Annotated in this window: 18 protein-coding genes, 1 pseudogene and 1 other annotated feature; of the genes and pseudogenes, 17 read left to right on the top strand and 2 right to left on the bottom strand. The window is 34.3% G+C overall.

The window, feature by feature from the left end:
* Positions 1–30: 30 nt before the first annotated feature.
* From nrdD to AB8S09_RS03390, 3 genes are all read left to right on the top strand, one after another.
* On the top strand, positions 31–2,136 hold the full coding sequence (nrdD, locus tag AB8S09_RS03400; protein ID WP_294182234.1) for an anaerobic ribonucleoside-triphosphate reductase: 2,106 nt from the start codon (positions 31–33) through the stop codon (positions 2,134–2,136).
* On the top strand, positions 2,121–2,672 hold the full coding sequence (nrdG, locus tag AB8S09_RS03395; protein WP_294182233.1) for an anaerobic ribonucleoside-triphosphate reductase activating protein: 552 nt from the start codon (positions 2,121–2,123) through the stop codon (positions 2,670–2,672). The genes nrdD and nrdG overlap by 16 nt, the downstream gene beginning before the upstream one ends.
* Before the next feature lie 84 nt (positions 2,673–2,756).
* Positions 2,757–3,122: an ArsR/SmtB family transcription factor gene (locus AB8S09_RS03390; RefSeq protein WP_294182232.1), complete on the top strand. Its 366-nt coding sequence runs from the start codon at positions 2,757–2,759 to the stop codon at positions 3,120–3,122.
* Positions 3,123–3,125: 3 nt separating this feature from the next.
* On the opposite strand, the gene AB8S09_RS03385 is transcribed toward AB8S09_RS03390, so the two are convergent.
* Positions 3,126–3,758 carry an MBL fold metallo-hydrolase gene (locus tag AB8S09_RS03385; RefSeq protein WP_369868485.1) on the bottom strand — a complete coding sequence of 211 codons (633 nt, stop codon included), beginning with the start codon at positions 3,756–3,758 and terminating at the stop codon, positions 3,126–3,128.
* Positions 3,759–3,904: 146 nt separating this feature from the next.
* Positions 3,905–4,135: a binding site (T-box leader), on the top strand.
* Between the two features lie 104 nt (positions 4,136–4,239).
* Here AB8S09_RS03385 and ileS point away from each other — a divergent pair.
* The 14 genes and pseudogenes from ileS to AB8S09_RS03315 all read left to right on the top strand — a co-directional run bounded on the left by ileS (position 4,240) and on the right by AB8S09_RS03315 (position 24,883).
* Entirely contained in the window at positions 4,240–7,344 is a 3,105-nt protein-coding gene (ileS, locus tag AB8S09_RS03380; RefSeq protein WP_369868484.1) for an isoleucine--tRNA ligase, read from the top strand.
* A 206-nt stretch (positions 7,345–7,550) separates the two neighbouring features.
* Positions 7,551–8,546 carry a LacI family DNA-binding transcriptional regulator gene (locus AB8S09_RS03375; RefSeq protein ID WP_294182229.1) on the top strand — a complete coding sequence of 332 codons (996 nt, stop codon included), beginning with the start codon at positions 7,551–7,553 and terminating at the stop codon, positions 8,544–8,546.
* Between the two features lie 49 nt (positions 8,547–8,595).
* Entirely contained in the window at positions 8,596–9,195 is a 600-nt protein-coding gene (locus tag AB8S09_RS03370) for a DedA family protein (RefSeq protein WP_294182228.1), read from the top strand.
* Between the two features lie 169 nt (positions 9,196–9,364).
* Complete coding sequence (locus AB8S09_RS03365) at positions 9,365–13,447, top strand: PDDEXK-like endonuclease domain-containing protein (RefSeq protein WP_369868483.1); 4,083 nt, start codon at positions 9,365–9,367, stop codon at positions 13,445–13,447.
* A 148-nt stretch (positions 13,448–13,595) separates the two neighbouring features.
* The gene (locus tag AB8S09_RS03360; RefSeq protein WP_369868482.1) at positions 13,596–15,359 is read left to right on the top strand and encodes a sigma 54-interacting transcriptional regulator; all 1,764 of its coding nucleotides are present in this window, start codon (positions 13,596–13,598) and stop codon (positions 15,357–15,359) included.
* Between the two features lie 291 nt (positions 15,360–15,650).
* Positions 15,651–16,958 (top strand): proline reductase-associated electron transfer protein PrdC, encoded by a 1,308-nt coding sequence (prdC, locus tag AB8S09_RS03355; RefSeq protein WP_369868481.1) that lies wholly within the window; start codon positions 15,651–15,653, stop codon positions 16,956–16,958.
* A gap of 36 nt (positions 16,959–16,994) precedes the next feature.
* The gene (locus AB8S09_RS03350; RefSeq protein WP_294182224.1) at positions 16,995–17,432 is read left to right on the top strand and encodes a sugar transporter; all 438 of its coding nucleotides are present in this window, start codon (positions 16,995–16,997) and stop codon (positions 17,430–17,432) included.
* An 89-nt stretch (positions 17,433–17,521) separates the two neighbouring features.
* Positions 17,522–19,345, top strand: a complete 1,824-nt coding sequence (gene prdA / locus AB8S09_RS03345; protein ID WP_294182223.1) for a D-proline reductase (dithiol) proprotein PrdA — start codon at positions 17,522–17,524, stop codon at positions 19,343–19,345.
* A gap of 18 nt (positions 19,346–19,363) precedes the next feature.
* Positions 19,364–19,624, top strand: a complete 261-nt coding sequence (locus tag AB8S09_RS03340; protein ID WP_294182222.1) for a CBO2463/CBO2479 domain-containing protein — start codon at positions 19,364–19,366, stop codon at positions 19,622–19,624.
* Positions 19,624–20,349, top strand: a complete 726-nt coding sequence (gene prdB / locus AB8S09_RS03335; protein ID WP_294182221.1) for a D-proline reductase (dithiol) protein PrdB — start codon at positions 19,624–19,626, stop codon at positions 20,347–20,349. The genes AB8S09_RS03340 and prdB overlap by 1 nt, the downstream gene beginning before the upstream one ends.
* An 89-nt stretch (positions 20,350–20,438) precedes the next feature.
* A pseudogene (gene prdD / locus AB8S09_RS03330) lies at positions 20,439–21,683 on the top strand (proline reductase cluster protein PrdD).
* Between the two features lie 2 nt (positions 21,684–21,685).
* A complete protein-coding gene (locus AB8S09_RS03325; RefSeq protein WP_294182220.1) occupies positions 21,686–22,693 on the top strand; it encodes a proline racemase in 1,008 nt (335 codons plus the stop codon).
* Positions 22,694–22,777: 84 nt separating this feature from the next.
* Positions 22,778–23,659 (top strand): sulfite exporter TauE/SafE family protein, encoded by an 882-nt coding sequence (locus tag AB8S09_RS03320; RefSeq protein ID WP_294182219.1) that lies wholly within the window; start codon positions 22,778–22,780, stop codon positions 23,657–23,659.
* Positions 23,660–23,815: 156 nt separating this feature from the next.
* Positions 23,816–24,883, top strand: a complete 1,068-nt coding sequence (locus tag AB8S09_RS03315; protein WP_294182218.1) for a mannose-1-phosphate guanylyltransferase — start codon at positions 23,816–23,818, stop codon at positions 24,881–24,883.
* A 76-nt stretch (positions 24,884–24,959) separates the two neighbouring features.
* Here the strand turns inward: AB8S09_RS03315 and AB8S09_RS03310 are convergent, their stop codons facing one another.
* Positions 24,960–25,223, bottom strand: a complete 264-nt coding sequence (locus AB8S09_RS03310; protein ID WP_369868480.1) for a GIY-YIG nuclease family protein — start codon at positions 25,221–25,223, stop codon at positions 24,960–24,962.
* Positions 25,224–25,227 lie beyond the last annotated feature (4 nt).

Genomic DNA, 25,227 nt, shown 5'->3' with positions numbered 1-25,227 from the left:
ACAATATATAGTGGTCAGGAGGTATTATATATGCTACATGTTGTGAAAAGAGATGGAAGAAAGGTTGATTTTGACTCTGTTAAGATCACTAATGCTATAAAAAGTGCTTCTGAAGAAATAGGCCGTGAATTAAAAGAAAGTGAGTTTATTGATTTAACCCAGGAAGTCATACAGCATTTGGAGAAACTGAATCTGGAAGAGATAGATGTAGAAGATATACAGAATGTGGTTGAAAAAGTGCTTATGAAAAGGGGCTATTTAAAAATAGGATTAGCTTATTCAAATTACAGAAAAGAAAGAAATGATATAAGAGAGATAAAGTCTGATCTCATGAAGACCATAGATAAAATAGGAATTCAAACAGACAGGGATAATGCAAATGTCGGCAATAATTTTAGTGCAAAGCTTTTGAGAATAGCAAGCGAATCCAATAAATGGCATAATCTGGCTACTATGCCCAAATATCTTGCCAGAGCTCATGAAAATGGAGATATATATTATCATGATCTGGATTCTTATAATCTTACTGTAAATTGTCTTCACATACCAACTAGAAGAATGCTTTTAAAAGGTTTCAATACAGGATATGGGAATATAAGACCTCCCAAGAGAATAGAATCTGCTGCGGAACTTTCCTGTATACTTCTGCAATCATCTCAAAATGATATGTTTGGAGGACAATCTCATCCGGATTTTGACAACGATATGGCTGTTTTTGTTGAGCCTACCAGAGAGGAAATAAATGAGAATTTAAAATCTGTAGGAGTGAAAGAGAGCAAGATAAGCGGGATCTTGAATAGAAAGTTGAGAAGAAGTATTGAACAGGCAATGCAGGGAATAATTTATAATTTAAATACGATGCACTCAAGAGCTGGTTCTCAGGTACCTTTTAGTTCTATAAATATAGGTATACCCAGATCAAAGGATGCAGCTTTGATATGTGAAATATTTTTACTTGAATACGAAAAAGGACTTGGAAAAGGCGAACAGCCCATATTCCCCAACATAATATTCAGAGTTAAAAAAGGTGTAAATAAAAATGAGGGAGATCCCTATTATTATCTTTTCAAAATAGCGTGTAGGGTGGCTTCAAGGAGAATGAACCCAACTTTTATGAATTTAGATGCGGATTTTAACAAGTTGTATTATGACAAGGGGATTTTACCTGCTACTATGGGATGCAGAACTTATGTTTGCTCCAATGTAAATGGAGATCCGGGCCCCGAGGGAAGGGGAAACATAGCTCCGGTTACTATAAATTTGCCGCGTATTGGTATTATTTCGAAGAGAAATGTGAGTAAATTTTTTAGGATCCTGGATAAGAGGCTGGAACTTTGCAAAGAAGCTCTCATGCATAGATATGGCGTTTTAAAGAGATTGAAAGTAAGGGATCTGCCCTTTGTTGCAGGACAGAAACTTATGAAGGGATCTGAAAATTTAAAAGACGGTGATTCCATAGAACCTATATTAAAGCAGGGTACATGGGCAATAGGGTTTATTGGCCTGGCAGAAACACTGGTAGCACTGACGGGGAAACATCACGGTGAAGATGAGAATTCCAGAAAACTTGGGATTAAAATAATTTCTCATATAAGGGATTATACCGATAGACTTACAGAAGAAACACACCTGAATTGGAGCTGTTATGCTACTCCTGCAGAGGGACTAAGTGGCAAATTTATAGTTCATGATAAAAAAATATTTGGTGAAATTCCGGAGATTACAGATAAGGATTATTATACTAATTCCTACCATGTTCCTGTCGGGTTTCCGATATCGATAAAAGATAAGATTGATATTGAAGCACCGTATCACAAATTATGTAATGGAGGACATATAAGTTATGTGGAACTGGACGATTACCCTTCTGAAGAAATTGTGAGAAATATAATAAACTATGCATATGACAATACCAATATAAGTTATATAGGGGTAAATTTCCATATAAGATACTGCAAAGAATGCGGTACTTACCTGCACGGTGAGAAGATATGTCCTAAATGCGGAAGCGGCAATATACAGGGTATATCAAGAGTGACAGGGTATTTATCGCTGGATGAAAGATTTGGAAAGGGAAAGTCTGCAGAAAGAGCAGATAGAATATCTAATAGAAACAGTAAATGCGTGTATTCTTAAATTGTCTAGGGAGGCGAATCTTGGTGGTAAAAAAGAAAATCAGGCTTGCAGGTATTGCCTATGAAAGTTTAGTCAATGGACCTGGAATGAGGAGGGTATTTTTTGCTCAAGGATGCAGGCACAACTGCAGAGGATGCTTTAATCCTTCCACCCATGATTTTAGTGGAGGAGAACTTGAAGATACAGATGAATTGATTATGCAGGTTAAAAACAATCCCTTGATAACTGGAGTAACATTTTCAGGCGGAGATCCCTTTGAACAGGCAGGTGAGTTCGCCTACCTGGCAGAGAAAATAGAGCGGCTGGGTTTGAATATATGGTGTTATACGGGGTATACTTTTGAATATATTGTTGGCAGCACTCAAAATGAACAGTGGCAGAGCTTGATAAACAATGTAGATGTATTGGTTGATGGAAAATTTGAAGAAGATAAAAAGGACAGTAAATTAAAATTCAAGGGTTCAGGCAATCAAAGGATTATTGATGTAAAAAAGAGTTTAAAATCCCACAAGGTTGTGGAAATGCTTTATAATTGAAAATTATTTTTATCCTACTGTTGAATTTACTTGAAAGACTCTAATTAAATATATTATAATACTCCATAGTGAGGGGTTGATAATGTGAAAGAGGACTCGGAAATTGAAGTGTGTTCTTGTACTGAACTTCATGAAGATTGTATAAAAAGTGTTAAAGAAAGTATGCTGGATGAAAAAGTCTTTAGGGATCTTTCTGGCCTTTTTAAAGTGTTGGGTGATTTTACAAGGATTAAGATAATATATGCACTGTTTAAGAAAGAGCTCTGTGTATGTGATATAGCGGAAATACTTCAAATGAGTCAGTCCGCTATATCTCACCAGCTTAGAATTTTAAAGACAGCTCGTTTGGTTAAATTTAGAAGAGATGGGAAATCAGTATATTATTCTTTAGATGACGAACATATAAACAAATTGTTCAATGCAGGACTGGAACATGTTGAACACAGTTAAAAGCTATTTGAAATCAAGTATCTTGACTAAATTGTATTTCTCCAGATTGTTTTCTACAACCAGAGTATTGCTTTTAACTCTTTCAGCATTTTTTACGTATTTGAGGAATTTCTCCAATCCATCCAGTTCAAAAGTCAGCAGGGAAGTTTTATAGTGCATGGGAATTATTATATGACTGTTGATGGATTTAGCAAGTATTGCAGCTTCTTTACCGTCTATGGTAAAGTTACCCCCTACTGGAATCATCAATACATCTATTTTGCCTAATTTATCTATCTCATCTTTAGATAGCACATATCCTATATCTCCAAGATGACATATTCTATAATTGTCCATTTCTATTACAAATATTATATTTTTGCCACGTTTTGCACCTTTCACTTTGTCGTGATAAGAAGGTATTCCCACAATTGATATACCATCTGGATTAAAGAAACCTGGTTTGTCTATAATATGGCTGTACTTTACATTTTTCGTATAGTTGTGGTCAAAATGATTGTGACTTATTGTAATTGAATCCACTTTATCTTGGAAAACCTTGTAACCTACGGTTCCGTCAAAAGGATCTGTTAGAAGTGTACGGCCCATTGAATCCTGCAATAGAAAACTAGAGTGGCCTAACCATTTTATTTTCATAAAGCATATCCCCTTTATAAAAGACTTTTTTTATTGTTGGTGTTATTATATGAATATTATAGGTGTATTATTAATAATATAGCATAAATTATTGACAATGAAAAAATCATATAATATAATAGAAGGAAATTAAATCGTAGTCGTCTTAAGAAACATTGAAGAAGAAGAGTATCCAAATTTGTAATTACTTACAGAGAATGAGGGACGGTGAGAACTCATAGAATGAATTGGAGAAAATCACTTCGGAGTTTGAAAGTTGAAATGGAATTGTGGATATATGCTGGAGTAGACTTTTACGTAATTCTGCGTTAAAGAAAATTATATCATAGTAGAAACATTATCATAGGTGGTATAGCGAAAAAAACTTCGTCCTATTTGGATGAAGTTTTTTTATTTATTTTCTGTATATTTTAGTTCATTATCTTGTATAAAATGTGTATATTAGTAAAGATTTAATAATAAGAGAGAAAGGGGTCAAATCATGTACAAAAAAATCGACAATAGCAAAAGTTTTGTCCAAAGAGAAAAAGATGTCCTTGAATTATGGAAAGACAAGAAAATAGAGGAAAAAAGCTTTAAGGAGAATGGGGATGGGAAGTATTTTACTTTTTATGATGGACCTCCAACTGCTAACGGGAAACCGCATATAGGCCATGTCTTGACAAGGTCTATGAAGGATCTTATACCTAGATATAAAGCTATGCAGGGATATAAGGTTTTGAGAAAAGCCGGATGGGATACCCATGGTCTTCCAGTGGAGCTTGAAGTTGAAAAAAGTCTTGGAATTTCAGGTAAACCCCAAATAGAGGATTATGGGGTGGAAAATTTCATAAAGAAATGTAAAGACAGTGTATTTACATATGTGAGTCAGTGGAGAAAGATGTCCGATAGGATAGGTTTCTGGGTGGATATGGATAATCCCTATGTAACTTATCATAATGACTATATAGAATCTGAATGGTGGGCATTGAAGGAAATATGGAAAAAAGGGCTTTTGTATAAGGGCCATAAGGTAGTACCCTATTGTCCGAGGTGCGGTACTGCACTTTCTTCTCATGAGGTTTCACAGGGATACAAAGATGTAAAGGAAACGTCCATATACGTTAAATTTAAACTCAAGAATAAGAATAAATATATGCTTGCATGGACGACAACTCCATGGACACTTCCAAATAATATGGCATTGGCAGTGAATGAAAATTATGATTACGTGGAAGTGTTAAACAAAGGAGAACATTTAATATTGGCAGAAGCTCTTTTGAATAAACTGGAAGATGAGTACAGAATCTTGAAAAAATTCAAAGGAACAGAATTGGTTGGCCTGGACTATGAACCGATGTTCAATTTTGTATCTTTTAAGGGCAGGGCACATTATGTGATCCATGCAGATTATGTAACTTTGACTGATGGTACCGGGATAGTGCATACTGCCCCTGCTTTTGGTGAAGATGACAGTAAAAGCTGTAAAAAGTATGACATACCTATGACCAATTCTGTAGATACACAGGGTAGATTTAAAGAAGAAGTTACACCCTGGAAGGGAATATTTGTAAAAAATGCAGAGCCCAAGATAATAGAGTATTTAAAGGAAAAGGGAATACTTTATAAAACAGAGAAATTCACTCACTCTTACCCATTTTGCTGGAGATGTGATACTCCTCTTTTATATTATCCGAGGGATACCTGGTTTATTAAAATGTCCTCTGTCAGAGATGAACTGGTTAGAAATACCAATAATACAAATTGGTATCCTGACAATATAAGAACCGGAAGATTTGGAAACTTTGTTGGAGGAGTAATAGACTGGGGTCTCAGCAGAGAGAGATATTGGGGTACACCACTTCCAATATGGGAATGTGAATGCGGACACAAGGAGTGTATAGGAAGCATTGAGGAATTAAGAGAAAAAGGTATAAATGTACCTGAAAATATAGAACTTCATAAACCATATATTGATGAAATTAAATTAAAATGTCCTAAATGCGGCAGAGAAATGAAAAGATCCTCGGATGTAATTGACTGTTGGTTTGATTCAGGTTCCATGCCTTTTGCACAGCATCATTATCCTTTTGAAAACAAGGAGCTTTTTAAGCAAAATTTTCCTGCTCAATTTATATCCGAAGCGGTAGATCAAACTAGAGGATGGTTCTATACTCTTATGGCCATATCTACTGTGTTATTTGACAGGAGCCCATTTGAAAATTGTTTGGTTCTAGGGCATGTACTGGATAAACATGGGATAAAAATGTCAAAACACAAGGGAAATGTATTGAGTCCAGAGGTGGTACTGGAAAATGAAGGAGCGGATGCGACTAGGTGGTATTTTTATACTGAAAGTGCACCTTGGCTTCCGTCTCGATTCTATGAAGAAGCTGTTCAAGATAGCCAGAGAAAGTTTTTGGGAACTCTCTGGAATGTGTATTCGTTCTATGTGCTTTATGCAGATTTAGATAATTTCAATCCACTGAATTACAGGGATTTTGTCAGTAAAAATGTAATGGATAAGTGGATAATTTCCAGATTGAATTCACTTATAAGAGAGACTGAAGATCATTTGGATAATTATAGGATCACTCAAGCAGCTCAAAATATCGGAGATTTTGTTGATCAGCTTTCTAATTGGTATGTGAGAAGAAATAGAACAAGGTTTTGGGGTTCACATTTGACAGAAGATAAAATAGGTGCATATGTAACACTATATAAGGTACTTAATACACTGGTTTTAATAGCGGCACCTTTTGTACCATTTATGACAGAAGAAATCTATCAAAATCTCGTGGTAAATCTTGACAAAGATGCACCGGAAAGTGTACATTTATGTAAATGGCCTAAATATGATGAAAGTGCAGTTGATGAAAATCTGGAAAGAGATATGGATGAGGCCTATAAGATAGTTAAGTTGGGAAGAAGTGCTAGAAACACTGCCAATATCAAAAATAGGCAGCCTCTTTCAGAAATGCTTGTAAGTGTAAATACTTTACCTGATTATTATGGAAAAATAATAAAAGACGAATTGAATATTAAAAACATTGAATTCAATGCGGATCTATCAAAATATGTAGATTTCAACATAAAACCTAATTTACCAGTGCTGGGTAAGAAATATGGAAAACTGATACCGCAAATAAGGAAAAAGATCTCTTCCATGGATCAGGTAAAACTTGCAAAAAAAATAAATGATAATGAAACTGTAAAGATAAATATAGAAAATACAGAGATAGAACTGACTTCAGATAATCTTCTTATCACCATGGAAGGCCGTGAGGGTTTTGCATTTGCAGGTGAAGGGAGCAGAGGTATTATTCTGGAGACCACTATTACAGAAGAACTTAAAGAAGAGGGAGATTTAAGGGAAATTTTAAGTAAGGTGCAGAATATGAGAAAGGAAAGTGGATTTGAAGTTTCAGATAAAATAAATTTATATGTTTCAGGAAGTGGGAAACTTGAAGCTGTAGTAAAAAAATTTGAAAGTAGAATTAAAAAAGAAACTCTCTCTTTAAATATTGTCTATAATACCGATAAAAAGTATAGTGAATGTGATATCAACGGGGAAAAATTTAATATAGCTATGGAAGTGGCAAAATGAGATAAGTCAACGAGATAAGTTATAGATTTTTGATAAATAATATTCTCAGTTCCGGGAAATTTTTGATTTTACCTGGAACTGAGGGTTGTTTAAATCAATCTGTTGCATTAAAATGTTGGTGATTGATAAAAATATGTAAATTATCTTGTAATAATGTAATTTTATAAGTATAATTATAAAAAACACAAATTGGTAGGTGATATAAAGTGGCGGCATCAATTAAAGACGTGGCAAGAGAAGCTGGAGTTTCGATAGCTACGGTATCTAGAGTACTTAATGATGTAGACGTTGTAAACGAAGAAACTAAGAAGAGAGTAGTAGAAGCTATTAAAAAATTGGGATATAGGCCGAATATAGTGGCAAGAAGTCTTAAAACACAGAGAACAAGAACTATAGGAATAATTATCCCAGATATATCCAATCAATTTTATCCTGAAATTGTAAGGGGAGCTGAGGATGTAGCAAATATATATGACTATAATATAATACTGTGCAATACTGATTTGAATATAGAAAAGGAAATGGAGTATTTAAAAGTTTTAAAAGAAAAAATGGTGGACGGAGTCTTGTATATGAGCAATTCTCTTGAACCCAATATTTTAAGCCTTATAAAACAACTTCAATTTCCTATGGTTTTGGTGGAAAGCAAGAGTAAAGGCGAGGATATTCCAAGTGTAACTATTGACAATGAAAAGGCAGCCTATGATGGAGTTACATATTTAATAAAAAAAGGTAACAAAAGAATAGCTTATATAGGTGCAGGAGAGGATATAGTCAATGCCAGTGCTATGAGATATAGAGGTTATAAAAAGGCTCTTGAAAAAAATAACCTAACACTTGATGAAAATAGGATTTATTTTACTAGTTCTAGAGCTAGAAATGGATATAAAGGTATAAATGTAATATTGAGTAAAACAAAAATAGATTCAATATTTTGCACCAGCGATGAGATAGCTGTTGGAGTTATAAATGCACTCAGGGATAATGGAATCAGGGTACCTGAAGATATAGATGTAATGGGATTTAATAATGTATATTTGGCATCTGTATTTTATCCTAAGTTGACAACTATATCACAGCCTATTTATGATATGGGTTCAATAGGTATGAGAATGCTTATAAAAATGATAAATAAAGAAAAATTGGAAGAAAGAAATTATATATTGCCACATGAGTTAATTGAAAGAGATTCCTGCAAATAATGATTATGTATAAATATATACATTCATCCCAGTGAGAGAGGAAATAACGATGGTAGAAAGCTTAATAAATGCAGTTATTTTTGTTTTAGATAAAACTGGTTATATAGGTATAACTGCAGCAATGGCATTGGAAAGTGCATGTATACCTATTCCCAGTGAAGCTATATTACCTTTTGGGGGATATTTGAGTTTTACCGGGAGGTTAAATTTATTACTTATTATAGTATTTGGGACACTAGGCGGGATGTTAGGCTCTATAGGTGCTTATTTTTTAGGAAGAATAGGAGGAAGACCTTTAGTTGAAAAATATGCAGATAAACTTAGGTTGTCTAAGTCACGTCTTGAGAAAAGTGATTACTATTTTAATAAATATGGAGAAAAAATTGTATTTTTTTCCAGACTTTTACCTATAATTAGAACTTTTATTTCTCTTCCTGCAGGTATAAGTAAAATGGAAATCAAAAAATTTGTTGTTTATACTCTGTTAGGTTCCCTGTTGTGGAGCATATTTTTAGGATATGCTGGATATAAGATGGGAGAGAATTGGACAATTATAAGAAGTTGGTTCCATTTTGCTGATATGGCCTTAGTGATTGTGATAATAGGATTTATTGTTTACAAAATAATAGTGAAAAAAGTCAGGAAGTGAGCTTTATTTTAAAACTTGCTTCTTTTAATTTTTAAATAATTGTAGAAAAATACTGTCATGAATATGTGAATTTTGTTTAACGAAAATTTTGAAATTTTCCTCATTCGATGGTATAATTTAACATAAAAGTAAATATACTATTTAATTGGCCATTATTAGGAGGGAGATTATGGATTATAGGAACAGGGTAAAAAATATATTTTCTTATTTATTGAGCTTGAAAAAATTAAATAGGAAGGTTATAAGAAGTGTATATGATTATGAGAAATTTTATTGGGAAGAGGATTTTTCACACATATCGGGATGTACTGTAAATAAACTGAATATAAATGAACCTTGGATTGAAGTAAATATAAAGTGCGGCAAGCTGTATGAAGAATTTTTCCATATATATCAGGAAAATGAAAAAAATGAGGATAATTTTGAAGTAGTTTTTGGACATGGTTTACTCCTGTGGAAAAGAGGGAATGAAAAGATCCTTCATCCTGTACTAACTACAAGGATGAAAATAGGGTTTGACAGAGGAAAAGAGGTATTTACACTGATCCCTTCAAGTAAAACTGTTTTGGAAACCTCATTATTTGAGGGATTTGAGGAATGTAATATACATGATATTTTTGCTTTAGCTGATAGGATAAATAGAATTAACCTGGATCCGAGAAATTTAAAACAAATTGAACAAATATTTTTAAAACTTTTTTCATATATAGATATTTCGGGGGAATTTAAAAAAAGTAATTTTTCAAAAAAGAGAATTAACTTTGAAGAATATCCAAATATATATAATACTTCTGTTATTTTTGTAAGAAAAAGTAATGCTAAATTGTGGCAGATCGAAATAAATAATATAATTAAGGCTATAGATAATGGCTGTAAAATACCTGAGACTATAAGGGCATTGGTAGATGAAAAAAATATTGACTGTAATGATGAAGAAAAACATGAATGGGAAAAAGTAGGAGAGGATTTACTTTTTCCGTTGCCTGCAAATTTAGAGCAAAAAGAAATAGTAAAGAAAATTTCCCAAAACTATGGAGTAGTCGTTCAGGGACCTCCAGGTACTGGCAAAAGTCATACCATAGTCAATTTAATATGTCATCTTCTTGCCCATGGTAAAAGGGTGTTGATAACAAGTCAAAGAAGCAAGGCACTCAGAGTGCTGACAGAAAAAATACCTGAAGAAATAAGACCATTGTGTATCAGTGTGCTTGGCAATGATCCAAGTTCTCTAAATGGTTTAAATGATTCAATCCGGAGGATAACGGATAATTTATCAATGGATGCAGACAGCATGCGTAGAGAAGTTGAACTATTAGAGAATAAGTTGGAATTCTGTAAGGAAAGACAAAATGAATTGTATAAGAAATTCAAATGTATACAGGAATTGGAGAGAAAAAATGTAAATTATGATGGTAGAGAGTATACGCTTATGGATATTGCAAAGTGGGTTAGAAGCAATAGAAAAAAATATTGTTGGTTGGAAGACAGGATTTCCATGGAGGATATTATGCCATTGACAGAAAGGGAATTTGATCTGTTGATATATTTAAGGGAGGTAGTAGATAAAAATCAGAAATATGAATTTGATAATTTAAAGGGGGTTATAGGTAAAATACCTGAAGATGATGAGATCTGCGGCAAAATATCAGAATATAAAAAGTTAAGGCTGGAATATCACAGGTATATCAAGATGTTGAAGGGATGGTATGTGCCTTGCGACAGTGTATGCGAGTATGATAAATTATTGGCTCTGCTGGAAGAGTGCAAGGGTAAAATTACGATATTGGGAGAAGGTGTGTGGGGGAGCATATTTAATAAATATTATAATAGCAATTTAACACGACAGACATTTAAGGATTTATTGTATAAGAGTAACAATTGTATGTTGATATTTAGCAAAATTAGAAATCAAATTAGAAATCACAATATAGAAATTTCAGATGATATTGATATTGATAGTTTTCTGGAGAATTTTGAAGTATTATACAGCTGCTTTGATAAAAAAGGTAAAATAGGGAAAATATTTATAATGACACATCCTGAATGCAATTATGTGCTAAAAAATTGTAAAGTAGATGGTGTGCCGTTGAGAAACATGGAACAGGCGATAATAGTTAAACTCTATATTCAACAAAGGCAAATTGTAAACGAATTGAAGAATATTTGGAATAATACTATGAGGGACTACGGGCTAAAAACTGTGACTCTTTCTATGAAACCTTCTGATATGGTTATTATGGAAAAAAATTTAGAATATTTACAGGAAATTGTGAATTGGGACATGAAATATAAGAAACTAATAGAAAAGAATTTGGGCAGAATAGCTTTCCCTAAAGATATAGATTGGCATAATAAAGAATCATATGATTATTTAGCTGAATGTGTGAAAGCAATAAAGGGTGTTAATACGTACAACGATGACAAGGCCTACATAGAAGTATTTAAAAAGACAATAAAAAATACGGGCAAGTTAAAAAAGCTTTATGAAGCTGTGGATAAACTGAATGTGGAAGAAGTTAAGGCTGTGCTGCAGGAATTGAGGGAAATCAAAGGATTGAAAAATAAATGCATTAAAATAGATGAGCTTGTCGACAAGTTAAGTAAAGTATGTCCTGAAACCGCTGAAAATATAATAGACAATTGGGGTTCCGGGAAAGAGAAATTTAATGATTGGGCACAAGCATGGAAATGGGCGCAGTGGAATAGCCTGCTGGATCATATGTATAGCTTGAATTTAGAGAAGATAGAAGGAGCTATAGGAATTGAAAAGAGCAGAGAAAAAGAAATTATAAAGGAGATGGTTTCAAAAAAAACCTGGTATAATCAAATACTTAGAACTACGGAAAATGAAAAGAGAAGTTTGTTTTCATGGATGCAGGCAGTGAAGAGGATTGGAAAGGGCAGAGGTAAGATGGTACCTGAGTACAGAAAAATAGCCCAGAGGGAAATGGAGAAGTGCAAAAAGATCATTCCAGTATGGATTATGCCATTAAACAGGGTTATAGAAAATGTAAAGCTTTCAAAAAATATGTTTGATGTAATAATATTTGATGAAAGCAGCCAAAGTGATTTGTTTTCATTGTGTGCGCTAATGAGAGCCAAAAGGGCAGTTATAGTAGGAGATGATAATCAGATAAGTCCAGAAGTTGTGGGTGTTGATCAGAGGACTATGTACAATTTAATAAATAAATATTTAAAAGAAATACCTCAAAGACAGTGGTTTGATTTACAGACAAGTCTTTATGATACGGCACTGAGAGTATTCCCAGCTAGACTTATGCTGAAAGAACATTTTAGATGTGTACCTGAAATAATAAACTTCAGCAATAATTTGGTTTATTCCGGAGAAATGTTGACTTTAAGATATCCTAGAATCAATGAGAGATTTTATCCTGTTATAAATACAATTAAGGTAGAGGAGGGAGTTAGGGATTCCAGCAAACCGGTAAATATTAAAGAAGCTGAATGTTTGGTAGATAAAGTTGCAGCCTGCTGCAGGGATAGCAAATATTCAAATATGTCTATGGGTGTTATATCACTGCTTGGTGAGGCACAGGGACGACTTATTGAAAATATGTTGAAGGAGAAAATCGGTGTAAAAGAAATTATAAGGAGAAAACTTATATGCGGAGATGCTTATTCTTTTCAAGGTGATGAACGGGACATAATGTTCTTGTCTATGGTGATTTCTAAAAATGTAAAATTTGCACCTCTTACAAAAGAAAATGATATTAAGAGGTTTAATGTGGCAGCAAGTAGGGCCAGAAATCAGATGTGGTTATTTCATTCTGTAGATTTAAAAGATCTGAATCAAGAGTGTGTAAGGTATTCTCTCCTAAATTATTGTTTGAATTATGACAAAAATGGCAGTGACAGTAGGAATATAGAATATATATTTCAGACTGAATTTCAAAAAGATGTTTATAACCTTATAAAGAACAGGGGATACAAGGTTACTCCTGAAATAAAGATAGGCAAGTATAAAATGGATTTTATTGTAGAGGGCGTACGAAATAGAGTTGCCGTAATATGTGAGGGAGATATGCCATCTGAAGAGTATAATTGGAGGGAGGCTGTAGAAAGGCAGTTGGATCTAGAGAGAGTAGGATGGGTGTTTTACAGAATAATGGGAAGTGAATTTTATCATGATCCTGAAAGAACCATGAAAAAATTGTGGAACAAACTGGACAATATAGGAATTGAAAGATATGGAATTCAGACAGCAGATGCAAAGGTTCTTAAGGTAGTGTGAGCTTAAAAAATTTTTAAAATAGAGAAATAGTCTTTCAAAAGTTTATAGAAAGACTATTTCTCTATTTATATTTAATGATAAAATAATTATATAAGTAGAGTTTATCTAAATCAAGAAAATGTATTTAAAAATATAAGTGGGTGAGTTAATGGGTATTTTTGAGTTGATTTATAAAGTCAAAGATATAATGACAAGGGGATTTATAAAGGTATATGACGATGAAACTTTGGAAAATGCTTTTGATAAAATGGTTAAGTATCAAAGAGATGAGATTTTAATAGTAGATAACAGTGAGAAGTTGATTGGCATATTTACCATAAAAGATGTAATTAGGAGCAGATATAGAGGAATATCGCTTAAAGATTCCATAATCAAGTATGCTTCTAAAAATGTGTTGACCATAGATAGTAATTCATCTGCTAGGTTTGCAAGAGATATGATGATTAAGAAAAATATAGGCAGATTGCCCGTTACGGAAAAAGATCATATCATTGGGGTTATTACAAATAATAATTTTAGAGATACGTTTTATATAAGAGTTGATGAACTTTTTAAACTTCAGAATTATGTATTTGACAACTTGCACGAGGGAGTTTGTATGTGTGACGGAAGGGGGATAGTTAAGTATTGGAACAAGAGCTGTGAAAGAGTATATGATGTTAAAGTAAAAGAGATATTGGGAAAGTATATAGGAGATTTTTTCCCAAATGCTATGATTTTAAAAGTACTCAATACAAAGCACAGAATTGATAATGCTTTTCATGAACCTGTAAAAGGGAAATTTGTAGTATTGAGTGTTTTACCAATATACGATTCAAATAAGAAATTGGTAGCCGTGGTATCCACAGATAGAGACATGACGGATGAGGTGAACCTGACAAAACAGCTGGAAGACGAGAAAAAAAGGGTGGAATTCTTTGAATATGCTTATAAGAATGAGATATCCTCCAAATATAATTTTTCTTTTATAGTAGGTAAAAATAAAAAGATAATAGATGCAATTTCAATTGCCCAGAAGGTAGCTCCCACATCCACCAGTGTTTTGATTACAGGAAAGAGCGGTACAGGAAAAGAGGTTTTTGCAAAGGCAATACACAAGGCCAGTAAGAGAACTGGAAGCTTTGTAGCTATAAATTGCAGTGCAATACCTGTTAATTTGTTTGAAAGTGAACTGTTCGGATACGTAGAAGGTGCTTTTACCGGAGCCATAAAAAGAGGTAAAATAGGTAAATTTGAACTTGCAAATAAAGGTACTTTATTTCTAGATGAAATCGGCGATATGCCTATGGAAATGCAGGCAAAGTTATTGAGGGTGCTCCAGGATGGGGTTGTGTACAGGTTGGGCAGTGAAAAATCTATTACAACAAGTGCCAGAATAATATCAGCTACAAATAAGGATTTGAAAGAACTGATATCAAAGGGAGAATTCAGGGAAGACTTATTTTATAGGCTGGCTGTAGTTCAGATAAATTTGCCGGATTTGAAAGATAGAAGGGAAGACATAAAAGACTTATCCAAGTTATTTTTAAGACAGGTATCTGAAGCAGAAGGCATAGAAATAAATTATATTGATGAAAAAGTATATAGAATTTTAAGTGATTATAAATGGAATGGAAATATTAGGGAACTTAAGAATGTTATACAGAGAATGGTTGTATTATCTGATAACGGAAAGATAACTGTGGAATCCATACCTGAATATATAAAAGAATATATAAATGATATAAATATAAAAGAATATGAATACGATAGCAAAAATAGATACGATCTTCAAAAAATAACGGATAATGTAGAAAAAAGGACTATAGAAAAAGTCATGAAGATGGCACATGGAAATAAAAACAGGGCAGCTAAGATTTTAAATATAAAACGAAGTACTCTTTACTATAAGTTAAGTAAGCTTAAATTGTAGTGTCAATAATTTAACAAGTGTGTTAAGTTCTTGACACTACAAAAAAGTAGAATTATTTGTGATATTTAAGCGTTTTCATGAAAAACTAACAAGTTTATAAGTACAAAAAGTGTCAAAAAATAATACATTAACCTATTTTTATAGGAGCTATAAAAAAAAATTATAGCTCCTAAATTTAGTATTAGCAAGCTTTATAAAATAAATGTATAAAATTCTGCAAATTGGTATAAAATATGCTTTTAAAGTTTAATAAGCAGGAGATATGAGCTTAAATACTTAGGAGGGATAATAATGGAACAAGTTTATAGTTTTCCCCTAAAAATGCATGTAGGAGGTCCTGACGTACCTGTTGTAAAGGAAGGTCAAAAAGTGAAAAGGGGAGAATGTATAGCAGAGCCAAAAGGACTTGGAGCCAAAATACACACCAGTGTTTCTGGAAAGATAGTTAAAATAACTGATGCAGAAATTATAATTGAACCCGGTGACAAACAGTCAGAGGAATATGTAAAAATTAAAAAATGCAGCAGTATAGCAGAGACAGCTTTTGAGGCGGGAATTGTAGGTGCTGGAGGGGCAGGATTTCCAACTCATATAAAGTTAAAGACAAAACTAGCTGATGGATATATAATTGCCAATTGTGTAGAGTGTGAACCGGTACTTCATCACAATATGAGCAGAATAGAAAGAAGGCCCGGGGAGATAATAAAGGGGATAAGGTATGCTATGAGTTCTACCGGTGCTAAGAAAGCTTACATAGCAATCAAATCCAAGCATTTAAATGCCATAAAAGCATTGAAAGATTACTTAAAAAATGACAGCTCTATACAAATTAAGGAACTGCCTGACATGTATCCCATGGGAGAAGAAAGAGCTATTATTCATGCAATATTTGACAGATGGCTTGAACCTACGCAGCTTCCAGCTGAGGCAGATTGTGTAGTTTTAAATGCTGAAACCCTTTTTAATATAACTATGGCAGTGGATCATAGAAAGCCAGTAATAGATAAGGATATAACAGTTATAGGTAAATTGAAATCTGGAATAGAACCAAATGTATTTTTTCAGGTGCCTGTCGGAAGCAGTATAAAGAGCCTTATTGAAAAATGCGGTGGTATAGATGGTGAATATGGTGAACTCATAATAGGGGGACCTTATACAGGAACTTCCCAGGATATTGATACTGCCGTGGTTACCAAGATTTCAGGAGGAGCTATTGTAACCATACCTTTTCCAGAGTACAAAGGTCCTATAGGGCTCTTGGTATGTGCCTGTGGAGCAAATGAGGCAAGGCTCAGAGATGTAGCTTCTAAAATGCACTCTCAAGTAGTTGCAGTCACTAAATGTAAAAATGTAGAAGAGATTAAGGGAACAAATAAATGTAAGACTCCAGGACATTGTCCGGGTCAGGCACAGGCGATTATGTATTTAAAGAAGCATGGTGCTAAAAGAGTTCTCATATCAAACTGCAGTGATTGTTCAAATACTGTAATGTGCTGTGCTCCTAAGATGGGATTGCCTGTATATCATCATACGGATCATGTATTTAGAACAGTAAATTATCCGCTGACAAGAAGGCTCCCGATGGAATGTGAATCTTAATTTTTAAAATATAAAAAATAAGGAGGATGATTTAATATGTCAATGAGTGCTGAACATGCAGAGGAAGTAAAAGACGAAGCAGCCGTTGTATGCTGCAGAACAGAGAAAGATACGGTTATTGCAGCTGAAAATTTGGAGGATCCTGATATATTTCCAGATATGGTGGACTCAGGATTGATGACAATACCTGATAACTGCTTAAAAGTAAAAGAGGTAATAGGTGCAAAGCTTACTAAAACCATAGATTCCCTCACTCCGCTTACTCCAGACATTTTGGAAGGAGTTAAGAAGGGAGAAGATGAAGAAAAAGGTAAAGAAGAAGTCAAAGAAATTTCTGAAGAAGATAAAATTCCCCAAATAGACAATATGGTAGATGAGGGAAATGCATCTGTTTCAGTAGTTGGTGGAACTTTGAAAATACAGATAGAAGAGGGTAAAGGAATAGACATTGAACTTCCCTTTTACTTAGGCTAATAGCTGTGTAAGGGATTTTAAAATATAAATTTTAAGTTCAATAAAAAAAGGATTAAAGAACCTTGAAAAATGAATAAGGAGGTATTAAGATGAGCGCTGAATATTCAGGAAAGTTAACTGCTGCTGGAAACAGCCGGGAGTTAACTGAAGGAAAAGAGAAGGCAGTTTTAAAGTATAATAAAAAAGCAGGAGACATCATAAAAGCTGCTGACTTGGAAAATCCAATGAACTTTGAAAAACTTGAAGATTCACTTTTGATCAAATTGGATGAAAATGTGCTTTCAAGGGAAGAAGTTGTTGGGAAGAAACTCAAAATTGACGCACCAGCTTTAACAGCTGTAACTGGAGGCATGTTGGAGGGATATGTTAAAAAAGAATCAAACAGTACTTCCAATGGGATTCTTAAAATTAAAATTGCTGAAGGCAAGGGAATTAATATAGAATTACCACTGAAGGGTTTGAATTCGATATCTTCTGCAAATGGTGTTTCGGTACCCACGACAAAATCTATATCTGAAGGTAGTAAAGGTCTTGAAATTCCAGGAGAAGAAAAAGTAATGAGGACACTCACAAGGAAACATTACAAAATTGACAAGGTAGAATTTGGTCCAGAAACTAAAATAGAAGGAACAACCCTTTATATAAGAAAGGCTGTATGTAAGGATGCTGTAGCCGAAAGTAAATTGGTTAAGGATATGAAAATTGATATAATAACACCTGACAAGTATCACACTTATAGTGAAACTATAATGGATGTACAGCCTATTGCTACAAAAGAGGGAGATTCCAAACTTGGAACAGGGGTTACAAGAGTCTTAGATGGTGTTGTGATGATGCTTACGGGTACTGATGAAAATGGAGTTCAAATCGGAGAATTTGGTTCTTCAGAAGGATATCTTGATGAAAACATTCAATGGGGAAGGCCAAGTTGTCCAGATAAGGGAGAAATATTCATCAAAACTCAAATGACTATTCAAGCTAAGACAAATATGGAGAGAAGAGGGCCTCTGGCGGCTCATAAAGCTACAGACGTGTTGACGCAGGAGATAAGGGAAGCACTTAAAAAAGTCGATGATGATTCTCTGGTAGTTAATGTTGAGGAGTTTAAGCATGTTAGAAGACCTGGTAAGAAAAAGGTTGTAATAGTAAAGGAAATAATGGGTCAAGGTGCTATGCATGATAATTTGATCTTACCTATAGAACCTATAGGTTTTCTTGGTGGGAAACCCAATGTAGATTTGGGGAATATTCCTATAATGTTATCGCCTCTTGAAGTAGCTGATGGTGGAATTCACGCACTGACTTGTATAGGGCCTGCATCTAAAGAGTGTTCAAGGCATTATTGGAGAGAACCTTTAGTGCATGAAGTCCTTAATGACGAGGAACTGGATCTCTGCGGAGTATTATTTGTAGGCAGCCCTCAGATAAATACTGAGAAATTCTATGTATCTGAAAGAATGGGAATGATTGTGGAGGCATTGGATGTAGATGGAGCTTTTGTTACAACTGAAGGATTTGGAAATAATCATATTGACTTTGCCAGCCATGTGGAACAGATAGGTAAAAGAGGAATACCTTGTGTAGCTTTCTCCTTCTGCGCAGTTCAGGGAGCTCTGGTTGTTGGAAATAAGTATATGAAATACATGATAGATAACAATAAGTCAGAAGCGGGAATAGAGAATGAAGTGCTTGGCTGCAATACACTCTGCCCGGAAGATGCTGTAAGGGGCGTTGCTATGTTAAAAGCAGCTATGGCAGGAGAAGATGTGAAAAAGGCTGAAAGGAAATATAATAGAAACACACTTGAGAATAACCTAGATCTCATAGAAGAAACTACTGATAAAAAAATAGAAAGAGCTAAAAATGAACAATCTCTTCCGATAAGCAAAAAGAGGAAAGAAAAATATTCTTAACAGAAGAAGGTAAATTGAGTGGATTTAAAATACGGTGATAGGATAATCGAAATGCAGGGAATAATTGTTCAAGTCGAAGAAGGTGCTGTTGGAATAGATTTAAAAGGAAGGTTAGGATATTTAAAAATACCTCTGAGAATGCTTATAACAGATTATCCGTTGAAATTGGGTCAGGAAATTGGTTTTAAAATGAGTTTTCCTGAGGTACTTTCATCTCAGGCTAATGAAAAATATATACGCAATATTGATAAAAAAAATGGAAAGGAAGGTAATCTATAATGGATTTAACGGTTGTTAAAGGTCTGCAGTCGGAAATATTTGTGCCTATAACTCCTCCGCCAGTATGGGCTCCTGTAAAGAAAGAGCTTAAAGATATGAAAATTGCCATTGCTTCGGCAGCAGGAATACATTTAAAGACAGACAAAAGGTTTAATCTGGCAGGAGATTTTACATTCAGAAAAATCCCAGGTGACACCAGCACTGATGATCTTATGGTATCACATGGTGGATATGATAATGGAGATGTTAACAAAGATATAAATTGTATGTTCCCTCTGGATAGATTGAAAGAGTTGGTAAAAGCCGGTTTTATTGGTTCAATAGCTCCAACCCATATAGGATTTATGGGCGGTGGTGGAAACCAGCAGAAGTTCAGAGAGGAAACAGGTCCTACTATAGCTAAAATATTGAAGGATGAAAATGTCGATGGAGTTATAATGACTGCTGGATGAGGAACTTGCCACCGCTCTGCAGTATTGGTGCAGAGAGCAATAGAAAAAATAGGCATTCCTACAATAATTATAGCAGCACTGCCTCCTGTGGTTAAACAGACAGGAACTCCGAGGGCAGTTGCTCCGAGAGTACCTATGGGAGCTAATGCAGGTGAACCTCATAACGTAGAGATGCAGACAGGAATAGTGAAGGATGCACTCACACAACTCACTAAGATAACTACGCCGGGGACGATAGTGCCACTTCCTTATGAGTATGTAGCAAAAGTTTGATATTGGTAGGTATGAATTAAATTTTTATGGCAATTACAAACTTAAAAGTTTGTAATTGCTGTAAAATAATTTAAAATAGGGTGAGATATATGAATAAAGAGAAAAAAATGAGAAGACTTGTTATAAAGACTTTTCCCATAGACAAAGTAGAATTTGCTGATGAAACCTCTATAAAAAACAATACTTTATATATTAAAAAAAATATAATGGATATTGTAGATGTAAAGAGAGATCTTATAAAGAAAGTGGATTTAAATATAATTAAGCCCAATGAAAAAGATGTCTTTATAAATTCTATAATGGATTTTTCACCTGTAGCTGTTAAAGTATTGGGCAGAATTGGTGAAGGAATAACACATGTTTTGACAGGCATATGTGTTATGTTGACAGGTGTAGATGAAAATGGAATACAAGTTGCTGAATTTGGTTCCTCCGAGGGAATACTCAAGGATCAAGTAGTTTTTGGCAAAGCCGGCACACCTGCTGAAGATGATATAATTGTAAATATAAATGTCACATTGAGATCTGGTAAAGGAAGTAGTCGTCCGGGACCTATGGCTGCCCATGAAGTTTGTGATAAAGTAATTCAAAATATAAGAGAATGCTTGAAAAAAATGCATGGTGAAGAATGTAGTGAAAAGCATGAATATTTTGATAAAATAAGGTATAATAAGAAGAAAGTTATTATAATAAAACAAGTGGCAGGACAGGGAGCTATGTATGATACGGGAGTTCTCGGCAAAAGCCCGGGTGGATTTATAGGATGCAGATCTGTGATAGATATGGGGAATGTACCTATAATATTGAGCCCTAATGAGTATAGAGATGGTGCACTTAGAGCTATGAATTAGAGGTGATAAAAAATGGGAATTGGACCATCTACAAAAGAGACTACACTGCATCATTTTAGGGATCCTCTTCTAGATGTGGTGTCGAAAGATGATGATGTTGATCTTTTGGGAATCATTGTTGCAGGAACACCTCAGGAAAATCAGGATAAAGTTTTTGTGGCCCAGAGGGTGGGAGCTTGGGTAGAAGCTATGAGGGCAGATGGAGCTATAATATCCATTGATGGTTGGGGAAACAGTAATATAGATTTTGCCACGGCTATAGAGGAAATTGGTAAAAGGCACATACCTGTAGTTGGAATGAGTTTTGTGGGAACTCAAGCTCAATTTGTAGTTACCAATGAATATATGAATACCATAGTAGATTTTAATAAGTCACCAGAGGGCATTGAAACTGAAGTGGTAGGGGAAAATAATGTAACGGAGTTGGATGCTAAAAAAGCCTTGGCTTTTTTAAAATTAAAAATGAAAAATGGGGAGGATTAATTATGAACATTGAAAAGACTATATTTGCTATCGACTCACATACTATGGGTGAGCCCACGAGAGTTGTTGTAGGGGGAGTACCCAATATTCCCGGAAATACGATGCCGGAAAAAAAGGCTTACCTTGAAAAGCACATGGATTATTTGAGAACAGCTATAATGCTTGAACCGAGAGGACATAACGATATGTTTGGTTCTATACTGACACAACCCACTACGGATAAGGCTGACATAGGAATAATATTTATGGATGGCGGCGGGTATCTAAATATGTGCGGACATGGTTCTATAGGTGCATCTACAGTGGCAGTGGAGACGGGTATGGTAAAGCCTGTTGAACCGGTTACAAAACTTACTTTAGAGGCTCCTGCGGGACTTATACAGGCTTCTGTAAAAGTTCAAAATGGAAGTGCAAAAGAAGTTTCTATAATCAATGTACCGGCATTTTTGTACAAAAAGGATGTAAAAATTGAAGTACCTGGCATAGGGAAAGTTCCAATGGATATATCATTTGGAGGAAGTTTTTTTGCTATAGTCAAAGCGGAAAGTTTGGGAATAGAAATAGAAACCAAGAATGCCCAGAAACTGGTAGAGATAGGAATGAAAATAATAAAAGCAGTAAATGAACAGGTAGAAATACAGCACCCCACACTTTCTCATATAAAGACGGTGGATTTGTGCGAAATATGGGGACCGGCGAAAAGCAAAGATGCTAATTATCAAAATGCAGTTATATTCGGACAAGGACAGTTGGATAGATCACCTTGTGGAACAGGGACAAGTGCAAAGATGGCTACCCTTTATGCAAGAGGAGAACTCAACGTAAATGAGGATTTTGTGTATGAGAGTATTATAAATACGAAATTTAAAGGTAAAATACTTGGAACAACTAAAGTGGGGGATTATGATGCAGTTATTCCTCAAATAACAGGTTCTGCTTATATAACAGGTCATAGTCAGTTCTTCATAGATCCTGATGATCCAGTTAAGTATGGGTTTATTCTGAAATAAACTAAAAAATATATGAATTTAGTACTGTATTGATTTTTGCAAAATATTTATAATTATAAGGAAAAAAATAGAGGGGGTCTTTCAGTGGTAAAAATAGTTTTTGGTATACTACTTGTTTTAGTAGTATACTTTGCATTTTTATTTTTTAGAGATTATGCAAAAGCCGTTAAAGAAAAAAAATTGGAAAAAACAAATTTCTTTGCACTAGGTGGAGTTGGATTTATAGCAAATTTTTTTGATACTCTTGGAATAGGCAGTTTTGCAACCAGCACAGCATTGTTAAAGTTTTTCAACCTTACAAAAGACAGAACTTTACCCGGTACTTTGAATGTATCCTGTACTATCCCTGTAATTGTTGAAGCACTTATATTTATAACAGTTATAAAAGTAGAGCCTATAACATTGTTTGCTATGTTGATTTCAGCAACTATTGGTGCTGTAATAGGTGCGGGAATAGTTTCCAAACTGGACGAGAGAAAAGTAGAACTGGGAATGGGCGCTGCGCTGATTGTAGTGGCATTTGTGATGTTTGCAGGTCAGGTAAATCTTATGCCAGTAGGTGGAACTGCAATAGGACTTACAGGAGGGAAGCTTGTAATTGCTGTAATAGCCAATTTCTTATTGGGAGCTCTTATGACACTTGGAATAGGGCTTTATGCACCTTGTATGGCATTGGTGTTTGCACTTGGGATGAGCCCTAAAGTAGCTTTTCCCATAATGATGGGTTCCTGTGCATTTTTGATGCCGGCTGCTTCAGTTAAATTTATAAAAGAAGATTCCTATGACCGGAAGGCTTCTCTGGCTATAACCATATTTGGTGTTGTAGGTGTATTGATAGCGGCATATATAGTTAAGTCACTACCTTTGAATATTTTGAAATGGGTTGTAATTGCTGTTTTAGTTTATACATCTGTAGCTATGTTTAGATCTGCGTCAAAACATAAAAAAGAAAGTGCGGAAGCATAGATCTCATAATTAGTATTGTATATGACCTCGTTCCCATGTAAATGGAAGACGAGGTTTTTTTAACATAGAGTTGTCCGCATGGTTAATCTGTTTCACGTTTATAATGGTTTACACATATTATAAAACATGATTAGCATTATATTTGGAGTGAAGTTATTGTTATATGCGCTAATTCTTGCAGGAGGTAAAGGAACAAGATTATTTCCATTATCCAGGGCCAAAAATCCCAAACAATTTCTAAAAATTATAAATGGTAAAAGTTTTTTGCAAAATACTGTAGATAGAATTATACCTCTAGTTGATAGAAAAAATATATATGTGGTTACGAATAAAGAGTATATAAGTAAAGTACAGGAAGAACTCTTAGATATAAATAAGCAGAATATATTTGCAGAACCGGAGAATAAGGAAACTGCCACCTGTATCGGATTTTCTGCAGTAAAATTATTAAAAAAAGATCCTGATGCTACCATGATAATTTTACCTTCAGATCATTATATAGAAAATGAAAAATTATTTTTAGATACCATTTCTCAAGCCGTACAAATTGCAGAAAGGAAAAGAGGTTTGATTACTATGGGAATTAAACCTGTTAGACCTGAAACTGGGTATGGTTATATAGAAATGGGGGAAAAAATCAAATCGGCCAGCGCTACTTTTAAAGTAGAAAGATTTTTGGAAAAGCCCAATATAGAAGTGACCAAGGATTTAATATTAAAAGGCACATATCTTTGGAATAGTGGAATATTTGTATGGAGGGCAGATGTTTTTTTGAGAGAAATGCAAAAATACCTTCCCAAAATGTATAAATGTATGCTGTCTATGTATCAGAGTTTGGATACAGATCGGGAAGAGGAAGTTGTTAAAGAACAATATAAAATTATAGATGGCATATCGGTGGACTTTGGAATTATGCAAAAAACAAGGAAAGCCTATGTTATTAAATGTGATTTCTTTTGGGATGATATAGGAACCTTTACTGCATTGGGAAGGCTTTTTAAAAACTTTGATGGAAATAATATAAAGGGGAATGCGGTACTGCAATCCAGTGAAAATTGTACTGTATTTGGAAATGACAAACTTATAATAATGTTTGGTGTTAAAAACCTGATTGTTATAAACTGCAAAGATGTACTTTTAATCATGGATAGGAATAAAGATCAGGAGTTAAAGTATTTGGTGGATAGGTTAAAAGATAAGAGTAATTTTAAAAAATATCTGTAAGATTGATTTTAAATCTTTATTCATGGAAGGGGTCTAGTAACTGATACTGACCCCTCACATTTCCTTCTCATTTTCTTCATTCCCTGTGCATCCTAGATTTAACAGGGTTGATCAATTCCAATTTTTTTTTGCGTTTCATCTTTTTTATTATATACTCTCTGTGCAGGGCTTCTTTTTTCAAGGTGAATTTCTCGAAATAGACAAGTCTTACGGGAGTCCTGCCTTTGGTATACTTGGCCCCTTTTTTGCTGTTGTGAGCTTTTAACCTTTTTCCTAGATTATTGGTGTATCCTGTATAAAGTGTACCATCTCTGCATTTTAAAATATATACATAATTCATGATA

Origin of the sequence: Clostridium lapidicellarium (genome assembly GCF_041224415.1) — a bacterium.
GTDB classification, from domain to species: Bacteria; Bacillota; Clostridia; order Clostridiales; family Clostridiaceae; genus Clostridium_B; species Clostridium_B lapidicellarium.
This window is presented reverse-complemented; position numbering and strand designations above follow the sequence as displayed.

Excerpts from the sequence above, each read along its gene's own strand:
- nrdD (WP_294182234.1), top strand. The coding sequence starts at position 31 with ATGCTACATGTTGTGAAAAGAGATGGAAGAAAGGTTGATTTTGACTCT.
- nrdG (WP_294182233.1), top strand. The coding sequence starts at position 2,121 with ATGCGTGTATTCTTAAATTGTCTAGGGAGGCGAATCTTGGTGGTAAAA.
- AB8S09_RS03385 (WP_369868485.1), bottom strand. The coding sequence starts at position 3,758 with ATGAAAATAAAATGGTTAGGCCACTCTAGTTTTCTATTGCAGGATTCA.
- ileS (WP_369868484.1), top strand. The coding sequence starts at position 4,240 with ATGTACAAAAAAATCGACAATAGCAAAAGTTTTGTCCAAAGAGAAAAA.
- AB8S09_RS03370 (WP_294182228.1), top strand. The coding sequence starts at position 8,596 with ATGGTAGAAAGCTTAATAAATGCAGTTATTTTTGTTTTAGATAAAACT.
- AB8S09_RS03365 (WP_369868483.1), top strand. The coding sequence starts at position 9,365 with ATGGATTATAGGAACAGGGTAAAAAATATATTTTCTTATTTATTGAGC.
- AB8S09_RS03360 (WP_369868482.1), top strand. The coding sequence starts at position 13,596 with ATGGGTATTTTTGAGTTGATTTATAAAGTCAAAGATATAATGACAAGG.
- prdC (WP_369868481.1), top strand. The coding sequence starts at position 15,651 with ATGGAACAAGTTTATAGTTTTCCCCTAAAAATGCATGTAGGAGGTCCT.
- AB8S09_RS03350 (WP_294182224.1), top strand. The coding sequence starts at position 16,995 with ATGTCAATGAGTGCTGAACATGCAGAGGAAGTAAAAGACGAAGCAGCC.
- prdA (WP_294182223.1), top strand. The coding sequence starts at position 17,522 with ATGAGCGCTGAATATTCAGGAAAGTTAACTGCTGCTGGAAACAGCCGG.
- AB8S09_RS03325 (WP_294182220.1), top strand. The coding sequence starts at position 21,686 with ATGAACATTGAAAAGACTATATTTGCTATCGACTCACATACTATGGGT.
- AB8S09_RS03310 (WP_369868480.1), bottom strand. The coding sequence starts at position 25,223 with ATGAATTATGTATATATTTTAAAATGCAGAGATGGTACACTTTATACA.